The organism is Bilifractor sp. LCP19S3_H10 (assembly GCF_052119185.1).
In the GTDB taxonomy this organism is placed as follows: domain Bacteria; phylum Bacillota; class Clostridia; order Lachnospirales; family Lachnospiraceae; genus Bilifractor.
On the sequence record NZ_JBQKFT010000001.1, the window covers coordinates 125,386 to 143,010 of the forward strand.

Here is a 17,625-nt window from a genome sequence, read left to right on the forward strand (position 1 = left end):
GTCTGTCCGGCGGAATCGATCGGAATTCACGGTATCCAGCTCGATTCTGACACCTGATCTTTAATTACTTCTGGAAGCCATGCGAATCAGAAACTCCCGGAGAAATTCCTTTTCTCCCGGTATGCTGTCCAGAAGTTTCACCGCGGCATCAGTCAATTCCCTCACGGTCCTTTGTGCGTTGTCCACGCCCTGAAGCGTGACATACGTCGTCTTGTCATTCTTCGTATCGGAACCGACCGGTTTACCCAGCTCCTCCGCAGTACTGGTCACATCCAGAATATCATCCTGAATCTGGAACGCCAGACCGATCCGTCTTCCGATCTCCCTCATCGATTCGGTCTCGTCCTTGCCTGCTCCGGCGAGAACCGCCCCGATCATCAACGGGGCCTCAAGCAGCGCGCCCGTCTTGTGGAGATAAATATAATCCAGCGTCTCCTTCGACAGCGCGCAGGTGCCGTTTTTGTCATTCTCTACGTCCACGCTCTGGCCGCCAAGCATACCGTACAGACCGGTTTCCCGCGCCAGAATCTCAAGCGCTTCCACTACAAGCTGTGCATCCTCCTTCTGCCGGAAAGCCTGGAGGGCTGTCTCGTAGGCATAATTCAGCAAGGCATCCCCCGCCAGAATTCCAATTGCCTCTCCAAACACCGCATGTGTCGTCTTTCTGCCCCGGCGAAGCTCATCATTGTCGACGGCAGGAAGGTCATCATGCACGAGAGAATGCGTGTGGATCATTTCAATGGCAGCCATGAACGGCTCCACAACCGTTTTCCTGCCGCCGAACATCCGATAGCTTTCCATCATCAGAATCGGACGGATCCGTTTACCCCCTGACCGGATACTGTAGTTCATCGCCTCCGCCAGTTTCCCCGGAACTGCGTCCTCCGCCGGAAGGTAACGCTCAAGAACAGCATCCGCCCGATCCCGACGTTTTTTTAATCCCTCGTCAAAATTCACTTAATTCACCATCTTCGCTTATCTGAAGCATTTTCTTCTCAACGGTATCAATTTTCTCCCGACTGGACTTCAGAAGATCCATTCCCTCCTTGTAAACCGCGAACGACTCCTCCAGCGGAATCTCCCGATCCTCCAGTTTCGCGATCAGCTCGTCCAGCCTTTGAAAGGATTCTTCAAGAGTCAGTTCCTTTTTCTCAGCAGATTCCATTCAGACCTCCCTCCTTCTCTTCCTCGTGTCTGTGACGCTGCTGCGGATGACTCCGTCTGTGACCGAAAGCAGCAGCTCGTCTCCCGGCCTGACCTGATCTACGGAAAAAATATTCCTGCCGCTTTCATCCTCAGCATACGAATAACCCTGATTCAGCTTCCGTATCGGAGACAGTCCGTCCAGCTGCCGGATCAGCAGCTCCAGATGATGTCTTCGCTCCGCAGTGATCTGCACAGAACGCTCCCGCAGCAGATGGAGCTGATCATTCCACCGTCTCTTAGTCTCAATGAGAATCCGCTCCTGTCGCTCCGCCAGACGGTCCTCCAGGTCGGCGAGACGCTGTTTCTTCTCCCGCAGCTGATTCGCCGGACTCAGATACCGAACCTTTGCCCGGTCTGCCTCCAGCCGGTCGCGCGCAGCGGAAACGCTCCTCTCCATGCCGGTGAGCATCCTGCCTCGGTACATTTCCATCCTGTGGAGAATCTCACGTACATCGGCCACCGCAAGCTCTGCGGCGGCGGACGGAGTCGGAGCGCGCAGATCCGCGACATAATCCGTGATTGTGGTATCTGTCTCATGACCGACAGCGGAGATGATCGGTGTCTGACAGTCAAAGACTGCCCGCGCGACCTCTCTCTCATTGAAAGCCCACAGATCCTCAATGGATCCGCCGCCACGTCCGACGATGATACAGTCCACCCCGAGCCGGTCCAGTGTCTCGATTCCCCGCACAATGCTCGGAACCGCACCCTCGCCCTGTACGAGAGCAGGATACAGAATCAGCTGAATATACGGATTTCTGCGGAGCGATATATTCCGGATGTCCTGTATGGCAGCACCGGTCGGCGCTGTTACAATCCCGAGCGTGCGGACGTACTTCGGGATCGGACGCTTGTATTCCGGCGCAAACATCCCCATATCCTCCAGTTCCTGCTTCAGCTTCAGAAACTGCTCGTAGAGAAGTCCGGCTCCCTCCAGCTCAATCTTCTTGGCATAGAGCTGATATTTTCCGTCTCTTGTATAGACCTCAACCGGCCCTGTCACAACGACGCGGTCCCCATCCTTCATCAGAAATCCCAGACCGCCCCTCCGGTCGCCCGAAAACATAACACACGATATGGCGGACTGCGCGTCCTTCAGTGTAAAATAAATATGGCCGGAGCGGTGATATTTGCAGTTGCTGATCTCACCCTTCACCGATATCATGCGCAGCGCAAAATCCTGCGCAAACATATTCCGGATGTATGCATTCACCTGTCCGACCGAATATATATTATGATTCAATACAGATCATTCCTTCTCTTCCCGCGCGATCTGTCCGAGAACGCCATTCACAAAGGAGCCGGATTCCTCTCCTCCGTAATGCTTCGCGATCTCCACCGCCTCATCAATTGCCACTCCGGTCGGGATATCCGCATCATACAGAATCTCATATACCGCGAGCCGCAGGACACTGAGATCCACCTTCGCCATGCGGGAAGTCTTCCAGTTCCTGGACGCCTCGTTCAGCTTCCCGTCAATCTCCGGAAGCTTTTCGAGTATCCGGGAAAGCTTTTCCCGGATGTATTTCTCGTCCTCCATCGTAACATCCTCGGCATTGGCAAAAGCGGGATTGTTTTCCCTCTCTTCCTCCCTGCTCTCATAGGAAGCGTAGGGAATCTCAACGAGCCCTCCCCGCATCTCATCCAGATACAGTGTTACCTGATCATTCATCTCCTCTTTATCGGCAAACTGCTTCATAAAAAGAAGGCGAAAAATTGTCTCTCTCAGCTGGGTACGTATCATTCTCTCAATATCTCCCGATCTTATTATTGTCTCACAAACTGCACAGGCAGCCAGCCTTCCCCGCGCTTACCTGTTTCTCACCCTGCACAGGCAGCCAGCCTTCGCCGCGCTTATTTATTTCTCGACCTGCACATCGGCGACGCTCACGTTCACATCCGCAACCTCGAAGCCGGTCATCGTCTCCAGTGCGTTCTTCACTCTTTCCTGAACCTTCTTCGTCGTCTCCGGAATATTATATCCGAATCGCATAATGATAATGATGCTCACACGGATCACCTTGTCCTGAAGTTCAATCCGTACGCCCTTGGCAAGGGCACGCGCGCCTGCCCGGGACGCCTTTGCGTGGGTGATGCCTCCTCCGAGACATGCAACGCCGTCATTCTCCGTCGCCGCGAGCGCAGCGATCGTTGCGATGACCTCATCCGCAATCTGAACGGTTCCGATGGTGTGATCGTCATAAATCATGTATGTATTCTGCTTTTCCTTAGATCCCTTCTGTGACATAACTTCCTCCTTCATCGCTTGCGCTTTGCCGTCTGCCGCGTATCCCGGATGCCTGTCTCCTTCGGATTACCGATTTTGCTCTAATTATACCAAACGCCGCCGTCTTTGTGAACTCTTCCCGAAAAATCGTCCCGGATAAGTCCCTGACCTTGTTACTGTTCACGTTTCTTTGCGCGGCAGGCCAACATGACGGCCTCATCGGACGCCTGCGTCGGATTCTTCTCGACGGCTCCGTCAGTTCCGCGAGAACTCGGTCAGCACAAGGCCCTCGTTCCGGTCCAGAACCATCCCGACCGACCAGGAATTGACAAAGAGCAGCAAAGGCTGTCCCTTCATATCCTCCACCTTCTTCATGTCGGACGTTCCGACGATATGGTCCAGATCCACATCGTGCCAGTTCTCGATCCAGCGGATATATTCATATGGAAGCATTTCAAGCCGGATGTCCACGTTATACTCATTTTCAATCCGGAACTTGAGCACATCAAACTGAAGGACGCCGACGACGCCCACGATGATCTCCTCCATTCCGCCGTGAATCTCCTGGAATACCTGAATCGCTCCTTCCTGTGCAATCTGACGGATTCCCTTCACAAACTGCTTCCTCTTCATCGAGTCAATCAGTGTAACCCTTGCGAAATGTTCCGGCGCAAAGGTCGGAATTCCCTCAAAACGGAATTTCTTGCCCGGCGCGCACACCGTATCTCCGATTGAGAAGATACCCGGATCAAAAACGCCGATGATATCGCCCGCATACGCCTCATTCACCACATGCCGGTCATCCGCCATCATCTGCTGCGGCTGCAAAAGTCTCATCTTCTTGTCGCCCTGCACATAATAGACCTCACGATCCGCCTCAAAACGCCCGGAGCAGATGCGCATGAAGGCAAGCCGGTCCCTGTGATTCTTGTTCATGTTTGCCTGAATCTTGAACACAAAGGCGGAAAAGTCCTCCTGCATCGGATCGATGAGACCCTCATCGGACATTCTTGCCAGCGGAGGCATTGTCATTTTCAGGAAGTGCTGCAGGAACGTTTCCACTCCAAAGTTAGTCAGCGCTGATCCAAAGAATACCGGGGACAGCTTTCCCGCCGTCACCTTCTCCTGATCGAATTCCTCGGCCGCTCCGTTCAGAAGCTCCATCTCCTCCTCCAGCTGTTCCTTCTGATCCTCTGTGATAACATCCAGAAGATGCGGATCATCAAGAGAAATCTCCTCTTCCTTACCTTCCTTCGTTCCCTTCATCGTATCTGAGAACGTCAGAACCTTGTTTGTATCGCGGTCATACACACCGCGGAAGCTCTTTCCGGAACCGATCGGCCAGTTAACCGGACATGTCGGAATGCCCAGCTCCTTCTCAATCTCATCGATCAGATCAAAGGTGTCCCTTGCGTCCCGGTCCATCTTGTTGATAAAGGTAAAAATCGGAATATGCCGCATGGCGCATACCTTGAACAGTTTTCTCGTCTGCGGCTCCACACCCTTGCCCCCGTCAATCACCATCACCGCGGAATCCGCAGCCATCAGCGTACGGTAGGTATCCTCAGAGAAGTCCTGGTGTCCCGGTGTGTCCAGCAGGTTTATGCAGTAGCCCTCATAATTAAACTGAAGAACGGAAGACGTGACGGAAATTCCTCTCTGCTTCTCAATCTCCATCCAGTCAGATACCGCATGTCTTGCCGTCGCCTTTCCCTTGACAGAGCCTGCAAGATTAATGGCGCCGCCGTACAGCAGAAATTTCTCAGTCAGTGTCGTTTTACCTGCATCCGGGTGGGAAATAATCGCAAAGGTACGTCTCTTTTGAATTTCTTTTCTATAATCAGCCACGTTCTATACTCCTAATCCGATCGCAGAGCCCTTGACCGGAACATTGTCACGCTATCCGGGGCGCACCTGTCCGGTACGCCGTTCATTCTCTGCACTGCTTTGACAACTTCTATTTAAACCTTATAAATATAGCACAGAGAAAGTTTTTCCGTCAATGGTTGAAAGAATCGGCGATCCCGCCGAATGATGGTTCAAAAAACAATGATCATGCTTATTTGACAACCTGCACTTCTCTGATTATCCTGAATGTAAGCACACCGATTGCTCTGATGAAGCGGCTGTCTTCCTTCCTGAAGATAACGCCCGCTGCAGATATGAAAGAGGGGGATCCCGATATGGCAGAAAACAAGAAGATACAGAACACCATTGAACAGTACAAAAAGCACAGCAACTATGAGCGTTTCACGGAATCAGGCAGGAAACTCTTTCAGGGTTTCGACCAGGAAAAAATCATCCGGCACTATCACCTTGACGCAGATGACTCCATGATTTCTTTCCGTTATCTTTCCTTTCCCGCCCGTATTCTCAGACACACCTGTGAGGTTCAGATTGATTCGCCATGCCCTTCAATGATTTCTTCCGAGGCTGCGTCCCCTTCTGAAACCGGCTACCGTAAAGCCTCACCGGGGATTGCCATGACGGTCTATGAGATGCTCACCTACTCTCTTGACGGTGAGATGCCGATTCCTTCCGGTGAGTGGGCATCCGTTTCCAGGCTTGGAGGCATCATCGGCGCGTATCATGCCACCTCACTCGTCTCGAATTCAGACAAGTCTCTGTTCGCGGGGAAAAGCGATGCTTTACGAAAAGCCTGCCTGGCTATTCATGGTACGCCTGCTCCCGGAAACGCAGATGTAAGCTTCATCCTTCCCGTATTCGACAACTTCCCGGTCTGGTTTCAGTTCTGGGATGGGGATGAAGAATTTCCGGTGAATTACCAGTTTCTTCTGCCGCAGAACGCTCTCCAGTTTATCCGCTATGAGACGGTCTGGTATCTGATTGGTACCATCCACGACTGCCTCGAGGATTTTATTAACATGCCTGATGTGTTAAAGGGCCACCGCTTTTCTCCGTTCGAAACACCGAATAAATGAGATCACCGGTTCCTCCGTCCACGATCTGCCCCTGCAGGCCGTGGATCAGGAAGAACCGGTGATCTTCTGTTCTGTCCGGTGACGTATATGCTGTCGTCTCCTTATGCATACCATTTATACAAATCTGCTGACAGATTCAGTTGTTTTGCGCCTGATACGCTGTCTATCATTTATGCGGCAGTTCCGGCCTCTCCTGTCATTGTGCCGTCTCCTGCGCCAGTATCTGTCGAACCGGTTCCGGCAGCACCTGTGCCCCCGTTGTCCCCGGTACCTGGATTCCCGGTTCCAGCACCGCTGTTGTCCGTATTTCCGGAATTGTCCACTGCCCCGTTTCCGGTTCCCGAATCTGTAGTCCCCGGATCTGTTGTCCCCGGATTCGTTCCAGAATTCGTCGCACCGGGATTCGTACCTGATCCGTCTCCCGCATCTCCGTCTCCGGCATATTCCTGACCGTTGTATCCGCCAGCCGTTCCGCCGCTGTAATCATTCTGCCCATATGTACCCGAGCCGCCGGTTCCGTTTTCTTCCTCGTAATATGAATCCTGGGAGCTGTCATAACTGCCCGAATACGCGTTCCCGCTGTCCGTATTGTACGAATAGGTGCTGCCTCCGTCTGTTGTATTGCCGGACGAACCGCTGCCGGAGGGTGTTGTTGTGTCAGAGCTCGTCGAAACTTCCGCCTTTTTTGCAGCCTCCTTCAAAGATTCACTGATCTTCTTATTGTACAGGTAATGCTGAAGATAAGCGCTGTTAATCTCAAGATCAGGAACCAGCACAGACATGCCGCTGATCGTCTGAGAAGTGTAGCCGCCATCCACCGGAATACGGTAGCTCTTTGAATTCAGCTTGATGTCACCGCTGAATACAGTCTTTACATATTTCAGGATTTCCTTGTTGCTCAGATCTGTCTCAAAATACGGGATCAGATCACTGACCATGCTGAGGATCTTCGTCACACTTGATTTCTTGGCTTTTTTGAATACCGCGGTCAGAAGCTTTCTCTGCCGCTCCGTTCTCTCCCAGTCAGAGTTTCCGACATATCTCATCCGGCTGTAGGTGAGTGCCTGCTCCGGTGTCAGCGAATTCACCCCAGCTGTAAGTCCCCATGCTTTTGACACAGAAGCATTATCCTCTGCCGAGCCGAGTCCTTCGTTTGCATTCATATAATTTGCTTCGTCCTCGGTGAGTTCTATATCGAGGTCGCCGATCTTCGTCATAGTCTCAAGGAAACCGTCAAAATCCACAACAACATTGCCGTCAATGGTAATTCCGAAGTCCTCCTTGATCACCTGATCGAGAAGGCTCATTCCGCCGAACACATACGCGGCATTGATCCGGTTCGCTGAATATCCGGGAATCGGCACATACATGTCACGCATCAGCGATACCATCGTGATCTTATTGGTTTTCGTATTAATCGACGCGATAATCATCGTGTCAGAACGCGTTCTTGTTTTCTGATTCGAGCGTTTATCCTGTCCGATCAGCAGGATGTTCTTGACATCATCACTGTCCATGACATCGATATTACCGGCATTAAAGTCGACGTCATCCGCATTCATCGTATCGCTTCCCGCGCTGGAATCCACCTCAAAGGTCTCATCGCTCCTTGCCACATATGCCTCATTGGACTTGTCAACTCTCTTGATACTGTTTAGTGTTCCTTCCAGGAACAGGAAGAAAATAATCGCAATTGCCGCGAGTACAGCAATGACCAGGATTAAGATCGTCAGAGCAGTTTTCTTTCGTTTTTTTCTGTTTGCCCTTTTCCCGGAACGGCTGCGCCTCATCTCGTCATTCTGTCTTCTTCCGGAACTTCTGTACTCCCGGCCATCATCCGCTCTTCTCCCCGAACTTCTGTACTCCCGGCCGTCATCCGTTTTTCTTCCGGAACTTCTGTACTCCCGGCCGTCATCCGTTCTTCTCCCGGACCTCTTGTACTCCTGATCGTCGTCTGACTCTCTGCTCATAAATTTTCTTCCTCTTAAAATATCTATTATCCCTGATCCATGCTCCGCGTGCACTCTCCGGGTCTTCTGACCCGCATATGTGCACAATAGCAGAATTTATTTTTTCCGTCAAGCAGCGAGATAAAACATGCTGCGCGATTTTTATCTCGCTATCGCGACGCTCGCCGCACACGAATACTTCGCATTCGGCTGCGGCTCACTGTTCGCGTAAAAAAGGCCGCCGCATTGCGGCAGCCCTAAAAGCTCTGCGGAGCCTGTCTCAGCTGAGATGCCAGATGTCTTTATACTGTATAAGCTCTTCGAAAACGCAGACAGGATCGTCGCACGCAAAGCGCGCGTAAGAGACTGTATGCGATTTCGAAGGCAACAGGTATGAGCGTGAAGCCGTGTGAAACACGGCGAAAACGCGAATACCTGTAGGATTGCGGGAGTGCGAAGCACGGAGCAATCCGTAGCTTATACAGTTTGTAGCACGACTTATCGTATGAAGTTTACCGTGCAGTGGTCCGGCCGTCAGCTGAGATGCCAGATGTCTTTATTATACTGAGCGATGGTCCGGTCGGAGGAGAAGAATCCTGCCTTCGCGATATTCACAAGCTCCTTCTTGTACCAGCTCTTGCGGTCATTGAAGTCATCGAACATTTTCTCCTTCGTGCGGATATAATCCTCAACATCGAGAAGAGTCATGAACCAGTCCTTGGAAATCAGCTCATGGTGAAGTCTCTCAAGGCTTACCGGATCGCCGACACTCTTCACCTCACTTCCAATGATAAAGTCAACCAGTCTGTGAATCAGAGGCACGTTGTCGTAATAGTCCTTTGCCTTGTAGCCTTCCGTCTCATACAGCTTCACAACCTCTTCCGATTTCTTTCCGAAGATGTAGATGTTGTCATCTCCGACAAGATCATGAATCTCTACATTGGCGCCGTCCTCGGTTCCGAGGGTGATGGCTCCGTTCAGCATGAACTTCATATTGCCTGTACCGGAAGCCTCCTTGGAAGCAAGAGAGATCTGCTCAGAGATATCCGCAGCCGGGATGATTTTCTCCGCCTTGGTAATGTTGTAGTTCTCAATCATAACCACCTTCAGGTACGGACTTACCTCCGGATCCTTTGTCGTCAGCTCCTGCAGACAGAGAATCAGGTGTATGATATCCTTTGCGATGGTGTAGGCCGGAGCTGCCTTGGCGCCGAAGATCATTGTGATCGGCCGCTTCGGGAGATTGCCCTTCTTGATCTCAAGATATTTATAGATCGCGTACAGCGCATTCATCTGCTGACGCTTATACTCGTGCAGACGCTTTACCTGTACATCAAAGATTGAGTCCACATCCAGAACGAGGTTCTGTGTCTCATACAGATACTCAGCCGCTTTTTTCTTGTTGTGATGACGGATTCTGCCGATCTCATTGAGCACCTTCTCATCATCATGATATTTCATCAGCTTCTCCAGCTCCATTGCATCCTTCCGGAATCCGGGGCCGATCAGGGACTCGATATAGGCAGTGAGCTCCGGGTTGGAGGCGATGAACCAGCGGCGGAAGGTAATACCGTTTGTCTTGTTGTTAAATTTCTCCGGATAAAGCTTATAGAAATTCTTCAGCTCGGATTCCTCGAGTATCTTCGTGTGAAGAGAAGCGACACCGTTGACCGAATGTCCGTAATGGATATCCATCGATGCCATATGAACCAGATTGTTCTTGTCGATGATGTAGGTTGTCTCATCCTTCACCGTTGCCCTGACTCTCTTGTCCAGCTCCCGAATGATCGGAAGAAGATGCGGTACCGCTTCCTCCAGATAATCAATCGGCCATTTTTCAAGAGCTTCCGCGAGGATTGTGTGATTGGTGTATGCGCAGGTCTTTGTGACTACCGCGATTGCCTCATCCATGGACAGGCCGCGCGCGGTCAGAAGACGGATCAGCTCCGGAATCACCATAGACGGGTGGGTATCATTAATCTGTACAGCAACATACTCGTCGAGTTTGTGAAGGTCTACTCCCCTTTCGTCCGCTTCCTTCAGAATCAGCTGCGCGGCATTGCTTACCATAAAGTACTGCTGATATACACGCAGAATTCTTCCGTCCCGGTCGCTGTCGTCCGGATACAGGAACAGGGTGAGATTTCTCTGGATATCTCTCTTATCAAAATTGATGCTGTCCGGCTGAACCATGCCGTCATCGACCGAATCCAGATCAAACAGATGCAGCCGGTTGCATTTTCCGGTCTCATATCCTGGAATATCAATGTCATACATCGTAGATTTCAGAGTAAATCTGCCGAACGGCACCTCGAAGGATTCCGGGCGGCGCTCCAGCCAGCTGTCCTTGCGAATCCAGGGATTAATCACCTCATGCTGCTTGTTGTTCAGAAATTCCTGACGGAACAGTCCGTAATGATAGTTCAGACCCACTCCGTCTCCGCACAGATTCAGCGTAGCGATTGAATCCAGAAAACATGCGGCAAGACGGCCGAGACCGCCGTTTCCGAGTGACGGCTCATTCTCAAGTCCCTCGATATCTGCAACACAGAGCTTGTATTTCTTAAGGATGGCATTCACCTTGTCATAGAGTCCAAGGTTGATCAGGTTATTGGAAAGCAGCTTTCCGATCAGGAACTCGGCGGAGATGTAGTAGAGCTTCTTTTTGCCTTCTACTTTCGGACGTCCCTCCATCTCCTCTTTCGTGATCTGCATCAGAGCCTCAAAAATTTCCTCTTTTGTACAATCCCTCAGTCCTCTTCCGAAACGGACCGTCAGAATTTTCTCGATTCTCTCCTCCATAACAGCATCTGTCGTATCTACGCTTTTCTCTTCCATTGTTCCCATGCTTTGATTCTCCTTATTTTCTCTCACATGTTGTTGTCTCAAAGTATAACTTCTGTCTAAAGTTCAGTCGCAATGTTCCTGTGTCCTCATTTCGTGGCACAGCTGTTTATGCTTTCCGTTTCCTTTGTACTATCTTTTGGATTAACTTTCGTACGGTCTTGCGTCCGGTCGTTTCGTTTGTCCCGTTCTCTTGCCGGGAGTCTGTCACTGATCTCCGTCAGTTCCCGGATTCTTTCTGCCGTGTGCACATCGAACTGTCCCGGGACAAGCCTCCACTTCCAGTTGTCCCCAAGTGTAGACGGCTCATTGATTCTTGCCTCATCGCCAAGTCCAAGATAATCCTGAACGGGAATAATCGCCAGATTCGCGACACTCATCAGCGCAAGCCTGACAAAATCCTCCTCCGGAACAACTCTGTGTCCGAGATACTTCTTTGCAAAGGCTCTCCCCTTTCGGTTCAGATTGCGGAACCATCCCACAATCGTCTCGTTATCATGAGTGCCTGTATATACCACACAGTTCTGCTCGTAGTGATCCGGGAGATAACCATTATCCGGACTGCCGTCAAAGGCAAATCCCAGAACCTTCATCCCGGGATATCCGGTTTCCTTTACCATTTCTACGACATCATCCGTCAGGAAGCCCAGATCCTCAGCGATGTAATTCTGATCTCCGAGCTCAGATTGGATCGCATGAAACAGATCTATGCCGGGGCCCTTCTCCCAATGACCATTTCTGGCATTCGGCGCACCGAAGGGAATCGAATAGTACCCCGCAAATCCACGGAAATGATCGATTCTGACCGAATCATAAAGCTCCGCGCATCTCTTCATTCTGCGGATCCACCAGCGGTATCCTGTCTTTTTGTGGTAATCCCAATCATACAGCGGATTCCCCCATAGCTGTCCGTCAGCGGAAAATGCATCCGGCGGACATCCCGCGACCCCGGAAGGTTTACCGTCACTGCCGAACTGGAAGAGCTCCCGGCCTGCCCAGCAGTCCGCGCTGTCCATTGCCACATAGATCGGAATGTCTCCGATAATGCCGATTTTCTTCCCGTTCGCATAATCCTTCAATGTCTTCCACTGCTTCGCGAATTCTAACTGCAGGAAGCAGTAGTATTTTACCTCTGTCTGGAGCTCACTCTCCGCCGCCTTTAACGCCTCAGGATCTCTGTCCTTCAGCTCCGCTGGCCAGCGGCTCCATTCCTCTCCGCCGCGGATGTTCTTGATTGCCATGTACAGAGCATAATCCGCAAGCCAGTCCCGATTCTTCTCACAGAAAGCCTCCAGTTCATCCTGCCCCTGTGATTCACGCTCAAACCGGTCGAAGGCCTTCTTCAGGACCTTGAAGCGGCTGAAGTAGATTTTCTCATAATCTACATATTCGGGGTTCTGACCGCAGTCCGCCTCTTCGCATTCCTCAGTGGTAAGAAGTCCCTCCTCTCTCAGCTTATCCAGCGAAATATAGTAGGGGTTCCCGGCGAAGGTGGAAAAGGACTGATACGGAGAATCCCCGTATCCGGTCGGACCCAGTGGCAGGACCTGCCACCAGCTCTGCCCGGCCTCCTCTAGCCGGTCCACAAATTCAAACGCTTCATCCGAAAAACCGCCGATTCCATATCGGGTCGGCAGGGATGAAACCGGAAGCAAAATACCACTTGTTCTCATTTTCACCTCGTTCTCCTGTACTTCCCGTGCAATTCCGTCTCAACCCGCCCCTTAGAGCAGGTTTCTCACGGAGTCCGCCTCGGAAAGCTCCGCATCATAGATGAGATGCTTCTTTGTTGTATCGCCCATGATCTGGGCTCTCAGCAGTTCCACACTGGACTTTACCATCTTCTGAACCGGCTGCACCACGGTGGTGAGTGACGGATACAAATACCGTGAAAGCTCGATTCCGTCAAATCCAACCACGGAAATATCCCGGGGTATCTTCCTGCCGGAATCATAAATGGCCTTGTAAGCCCCGGTAGCCATCCGGTCCGAGATCACAAAAACCGCGGTGAAATCCGTGCCGGACTCCAGCAGCTTCTTCATGGTCGCGTACCCGTTTGCCTCTGTATACTCGGGAATGCTGTCATCCAGATAGCGGATCAGTTCCGGATCCATCTCGATTCCACTCTCATTGATCGCCCTGCGATAGCCGGATTCACGCAGAAAGGCTACCGTGTGATCATGCTTCTTGCCTGCGATAATCGCGATTCTGCGGTGGCCCATCCGGATCAGATACTTCACAACCTTGTAAGCCTCTTTCTCATCATCAATGGACACCGAAGAGACATTCATGTTCGTCATATTTACACTCACGGCACTTGCGACAGAACACAATACAAAGGGAACCTGTATATTCCCGAGCACTGCCTCGGGATAATCGAGTCTTCCGCCGAGAAAGATCATACCTTTAAGTCTTTTTTCCTTCGCGATTTCCTCCGCCTCGTACCCCTCATCAATTTCCTCAGGCATCGAGTGCAGGAGGAATTCATAATTATATTTCTCCAGTTCCTGCTGGAAGTAAGGATACATCCCCTGGAAAAAGGGATTGTTCATACCCTTGCTCATCAGTGCAATCGTATTTGACTCTGCCATCTTCAGGTTTCTGGCGCTGTTGTTCGGCACATACCCGAACTGCTTAGCGACCTGCAGCACACGTTCCTGCGTCTGGCTGTTAATGCCATGGTCATTATTGATTGCCCTTGACACAGTACTGATGCTTACATTGCAGATTCTTGCAATATCCTTAATTGTTAACCCCGCCAACTTCTCAACTTCTCCTCAAATGTCTCTTCTGCAGTCATCATATCTGCTGATTTACAAAAATATGCAGTACGACGCAATCTGCAGTATAGCTCGTCTGTCACACAATGCACAATATGAATGCTTTCGGAAAAAGCCTCTTCGTGCATGTGTTTTCTGATAGGAAACGTTTCCAATCAGTGCTCTGAAAAAACCCGCATCCGTCTGTCTGACGACGCGGGTTCTGTCCACATTAAATAATGGCTTATTTGCTTATCAATGTCAAGGTCATTCCATGTTAAACTAGTCTTCAGATTCTGCCGTATATACTGCAGATCTTATCAATTCTGTCGGAAAGCTGCTCCGTTATCTGTCCTTCCTTCAATCTCCACACCCAGTTTGTACCGGTCGTGCTCGGATGATTGATCCGGGCAGAATTGTCCAGCCCAAGCCAGTCCTGTATCGGTACCACACAGAGATCCGCTACACTGCTCTCAACCAGACGAATGGTTCGGTCCACAATCTCCCGGTCATCCTCTGTATCCGTTCCCAGATAATCCTTCAGCTCCTGCCTCTCCTCGGGCATAATGTTTCCGAGCCAGCCCAGCAGTGTTTCATTGTCGTGCGTTCCCGTATACACAACACAGTTGCTGTTGTAATTGTACGGGTAATACGCAGCTCTGCCGCTGGAATCTCTCGAATCGAAAGCAAATTCGATCACCTTCATATTCGGGTATCCGGTTTCCTTTACCATTTTCTTCACGGTATCTGTAATGTAGCCGAGGTCCTCCGCGATAATCCGGATATCACCATTTTTTTCCCGGATCGTATCAAACAGATCTGTATTCGGTCCCTTGCACCAGTGCCCTCCGATTGCGTTCGGGCTTCCCGCCTTGATGGAGTAATACTCATCAAAGCCTCTGAAGTGATCGATCCGGATCACATCATACAGCTGCGCGCATTTTGTAATTCTCTTCAGCCACCAGGCATATCCGGTCTTCTTGTGATACTCCCAGTCATACAGAGGATTGCCCCAAAGCTGTCCATCTGCAGAAAAACCGTCGGGCGGGCATCCGGCTACACTGGTCGGCAGATGGTTCTCATCTGTCTGAAAGAGTTCCGGGTGTGCCCAGAAATCCGCGCTGTCCGGTGATACATAGATCGGAATATCACCGATAATCCGGATACCGTTCTCGTTTGCATATTTTTTCAGTTTTGTCCATTCCCGGTTGAACTCGTATTGAATATATTCATAGTACAGAATCTCATCCGCAAGTTCCTGCCTCGCCTTTTCCATGGCAGCGGGTCTCCGGAAGCGGATGTCCGCATCCCACTCGGAAAAACTTCTTCCCCCGAAGTGGTCCTTCTCTGCCATAAAAAGAGCGTAATCTTCAATCCAGTACCCGTTCTCGGACAGAAATTCCGCAAAATCCGGACGCTCCTGCCCCTTCCAGTTCTGAAATGCCTTTCTCAGGACTGTATATCGCGTGTTGTAAAGCCATCCGTAATCTACACGGTCCTCCCTTGCGTCCTCTTCCGGCTCCGGGATATCCTCTTTCCGGATCAGCCCCTGTCTCTCGAGTTCCTCCGGACTGATAAAATAGGGATTCCCTGCAAAGGTAGAAAAGGACTGGTAGGGGGAATCTCCAAATCCCGTCGGTCCAACCGGCAGAATCTGCCAGTATTTTTGTCCTGCTTTTTTCAGAAAATCCACGAACCTGTACGCTTCCTCCGAGAAGCACCCGATTCCGTATTTTCCGGGAAGACTGAAGATCGGCATCAGTATTCCGCTAGCCCTCATTATTTTCTTCCTTTCCTCAGGCCCGGAACAGCCGGGCCCGTTCTTTAGATTTATTCATCAGCCTTTAACGGCGCCGGCAACGACACCCTCGATAATATACTTCTGCACTGCCATGTAGAAGATGACAATCGGGATGATTGCAAGAACGAGAACCGCCATCATAGCGCCCCAGTCAACCTGACCGTGAGACTGCTTCAGATACTGAACGGCGATCTGGATCGTCTTGTACTTGTTGACATTCAGTACCAGAGAAGGCAGAAGGTAGTCGTTCCAGATCCACATCGCGTCCAGAATGGAAACCGTGATCAGCGTCGGCTTCATAACCGGGAGGATAACCTGGAAATAGCACTGTACCGGTGTGGCGCCGTCGATCATTGCCGCTTCCTCCAGCTCAATCGGGATCTGCTTTACAAATCCGGTGAACATGAAGATCGCTAGTCCCGCTCCGAATCCCAGATAAACAATACAGATACCGACCGGGTTCGAGAGATGAAGAATGTTCGCGAACTTGGAAAGCGTAAACATAACCATCTGGAAAGGCACGATCATAGAGAACATGCACAGAAGATATACCGTTTTTGTCGCCACGTTCTTTACACGGATGATGTACCATGCAGTCATGGAACACAGAAGCACGATCAGTGCAACAGAAACCACGGTAATAAATACCGAGTATCCGAAGCAGCGGAAGAAATCCGTCTTCTTGACTGCCGTTGCATAGTTGGTGAGTCCTACAAAGGTCTTGTGGATTCCCGCGCGCCATCTGTCAAAGCCCTGTGACAGCGCTACATTACTGATTCCGAAAGGATTCTTGAAGATGTATGCTTTTCTCTTAAACGAGTTCAGCACAACGATAAGGATCGGCAGAATCCAGAAGAAGGAAAGTACCGAGAAGAACACAGTCAGTGCTGTGCCGTGCTTCGATTTTCTGGCGGCAGACACTTCATTCTCTTTTGTTTTCTTGACTTTCATTGTATTTGCCTGTGCCATTATGCTTCTACCTCCTTACGCGTTGTCAGCTTATTCTGAACGAGTGCGATGATCGCAACCAGAATAAAGAAGATAACTGCCTTTGCCTGTCCTACGCCCTGCCATCCGGTGGTTCCGTACATGGTATCGTAAATGTTCAGCGCAAGCAGCTGTGACATCTTGCCGGGATTACCTCCGGTCAAAGCAAAGTTCTGATCGAAAAGCTTGAATCCGTTCGTCAGTGTAAGGAAGGTACAGGTCGCGATGGTCGGACGAAGCATCGGAATGATGACACCCTTCATCAGCTGCCAGTTATTGGCTCCGTCGATTTTCGCAGCCTCGAGAAGATCCGCCGAAATATTCTGAAGACCTGCGACATAGATGATCATCATATATCCGATCTGCTGCCAGCAAACGACAACGACCAGGCCCCAGAACGCTGTCCACTGCGTGGATACAATCGTCTTGGAATATTTTGCGAGAATCGCGTTGAAGATCATCAACCAGATGTAGGAAAGGATGATGCCTCCGATCAGATTCGGAAGGAAGAACGAGGTACGGAAAATATTAGTACCTCTGATTCCCTTTGTGAGCGCAAGCGCGATAAAAAACGCGACAACGTTGATAATCAGTACCGTAACTACCGTGAACAGGCAGGTGTACCACAGCGAATGGATGAATGTGGTATCCAGTTTTCCGCTGACGAAGAAGATTCTGGTGTAATTGCGCAGCCCCACCAGCTTCCAGTCCGTAACTGTCGTGAATTTACAGAAGGAAAGAAATACGCCATATACGAATGGTACGATAAATCCGATCACGAATGCCGCCATTGTGGGAAGCACGAAAAGCGGCCAGTATTTTTTTAATGGTTTTGACATAGAAAGCCTCACTTTAGAACAAAGACAGTTTCAATAAGCACACTCACTGATTTTTCAGGCGAGCAAAAGGG

At 50.7% G+C, this 17,625-nt stretch carries 14 protein-coding genes; 1 reads left to right on the plus strand and 13 read right to left on the minus strand.

Features of this window, described 5'->3' with window-relative positions; all coding sequences use genetic code 11:
• Positions 1-60: 60 nt before the first annotated feature.
• From ACTQZS_RS00530 to ACTQZS_RS00555, 6 genes are all read right to left on the minus strand, one after another.
• Positions 61-957 (minus strand): polyprenyl synthetase family protein, encoded by an 897-nt coding sequence (locus ACTQZS_RS00530; protein WP_441474093.1) that lies wholly within the window; start codon positions 955-957, stop codon positions 61-63.
• A complete protein-coding gene (gene xseB, locus ACTQZS_RS00535) occupies positions 947-1,165 on the minus strand; it encodes an exodeoxyribonuclease VII small subunit (protein ID WP_441098887.1) in 219 nt (72 codons plus the stop codon). The genes ACTQZS_RS00530 and xseB overlap by 11 nt, the downstream gene beginning before the upstream one ends.
• Positions 1,166-2,449: an exodeoxyribonuclease VII large subunit gene (gene xseA, locus ACTQZS_RS00540; protein WP_441474094.1), complete on the minus strand. Its 1,284-nt coding sequence runs from the start codon at positions 2,447-2,449 to the stop codon at positions 1,166-1,168. It lies immediately after the preceding gene.
• A 6-nt stretch (positions 2,450-2,455) separates the two neighbouring features.
• Positions 2,456-2,950 (minus strand): transcription antitermination factor NusB, encoded by a 495-nt coding sequence (nusB, locus tag ACTQZS_RS00545; RefSeq protein ID WP_441098889.1) that lies wholly within the window; start codon positions 2,948-2,950, stop codon positions 2,456-2,458.
• Between the two features lie 114 nt (positions 2,951-3,064).
• The gene (locus ACTQZS_RS00550; RefSeq protein WP_441474095.1) at positions 3,065-3,454 is read right to left on the minus strand and encodes an Asp23/Gls24 family envelope stress response protein; all 390 of its coding nucleotides are present in this window, start codon (positions 3,452-3,454) and stop codon (positions 3,065-3,067) included.
• Positions 3,455-3,688: 234 nt separating this feature from the next.
• Entirely contained in the window at positions 3,689-5,281 is a 1,593-nt protein-coding gene (locus tag ACTQZS_RS00555) for a peptide chain release factor 3 (RefSeq protein WP_441474096.1), read from the minus strand.
• A 335-nt stretch (positions 5,282-5,616) separates the two neighbouring features.
• Between ACTQZS_RS00555 and ACTQZS_RS00560 the strand changes: the two genes are divergently transcribed.
• The gene (locus ACTQZS_RS00560) at positions 5,617-6,375 is read left to right on the plus strand and encodes a DUF3786 domain-containing protein (protein ID WP_441474097.1); all 759 of its coding nucleotides are present in this window, start codon (positions 5,617-5,619) and stop codon (positions 6,373-6,375) included.
• 170 nt (positions 6,376-6,545) lie between these two features.
• Here ACTQZS_RS00560 and ACTQZS_RS00565 read toward each other — a convergent pair whose 3' ends face one another.
• The 7 genes from ACTQZS_RS00565 to ACTQZS_RS00595 all read right to left on the minus strand — a co-directional run bounded on the left by ACTQZS_RS00565 (position 6,546) and on the right by ACTQZS_RS00595 (position 17,554).
• Entirely contained in the window at positions 6,546-8,345 is a 1,800-nt protein-coding gene (locus tag ACTQZS_RS00565; RefSeq protein ID WP_441474098.1) for an LCP family protein, read from the minus strand.
• Positions 8,346-8,858: 513 nt separating this feature from the next.
• Positions 8,859-11,126, minus strand: a complete 2,268-nt coding sequence (locus ACTQZS_RS00570) for a glycogen/starch/alpha-glucan phosphorylase (protein ID WP_441474305.1) — start codon at positions 11,124-11,126, stop codon at positions 8,859-8,861.
• 131 nt (positions 11,127-11,257) lie between these two features.
• Positions 11,258-12,874, minus strand: coding sequence for a 4-alpha-glucanotransferase (malQ, locus tag ACTQZS_RS00575; protein WP_441474306.1), 1,617 nt, complete (start codon positions 12,872-12,874; stop codon positions 11,258-11,260).
• 18 nt (positions 12,875-12,892) lie between these two features.
• Complete coding sequence (locus ACTQZS_RS00580; RefSeq protein WP_441098894.1) at positions 12,893-13,930, minus strand: LacI family DNA-binding transcriptional regulator; 1,038 nt, start codon at positions 13,928-13,930, stop codon at positions 12,893-12,895.
• Positions 13,931-14,216: 286 nt separating this feature from the next.
• Positions 14,217-15,710, minus strand: coding sequence for a 4-alpha-glucanotransferase (malQ, locus tag ACTQZS_RS00585; protein ID WP_441474307.1), 1,494 nt, complete (start codon positions 15,708-15,710; stop codon positions 14,217-14,219).
• Positions 15,711-15,764: 54 nt separating this feature from the next.
• Positions 15,765-16,679, minus strand: coding sequence for a carbohydrate ABC transporter permease (locus ACTQZS_RS00590; protein WP_441474308.1), 915 nt, complete (start codon positions 16,677-16,679; stop codon positions 15,765-15,767).
• A 17-nt stretch (positions 16,680-16,696) separates the two neighbouring features.
• Complete coding sequence (locus ACTQZS_RS00595) at positions 16,697-17,554, minus strand: carbohydrate ABC transporter permease (RefSeq protein ID WP_441098896.1); 858 nt, start codon at positions 17,552-17,554, stop codon at positions 16,697-16,699.
• Between the last annotated feature and the right edge of the window lie 71 nt (positions 17,555-17,625).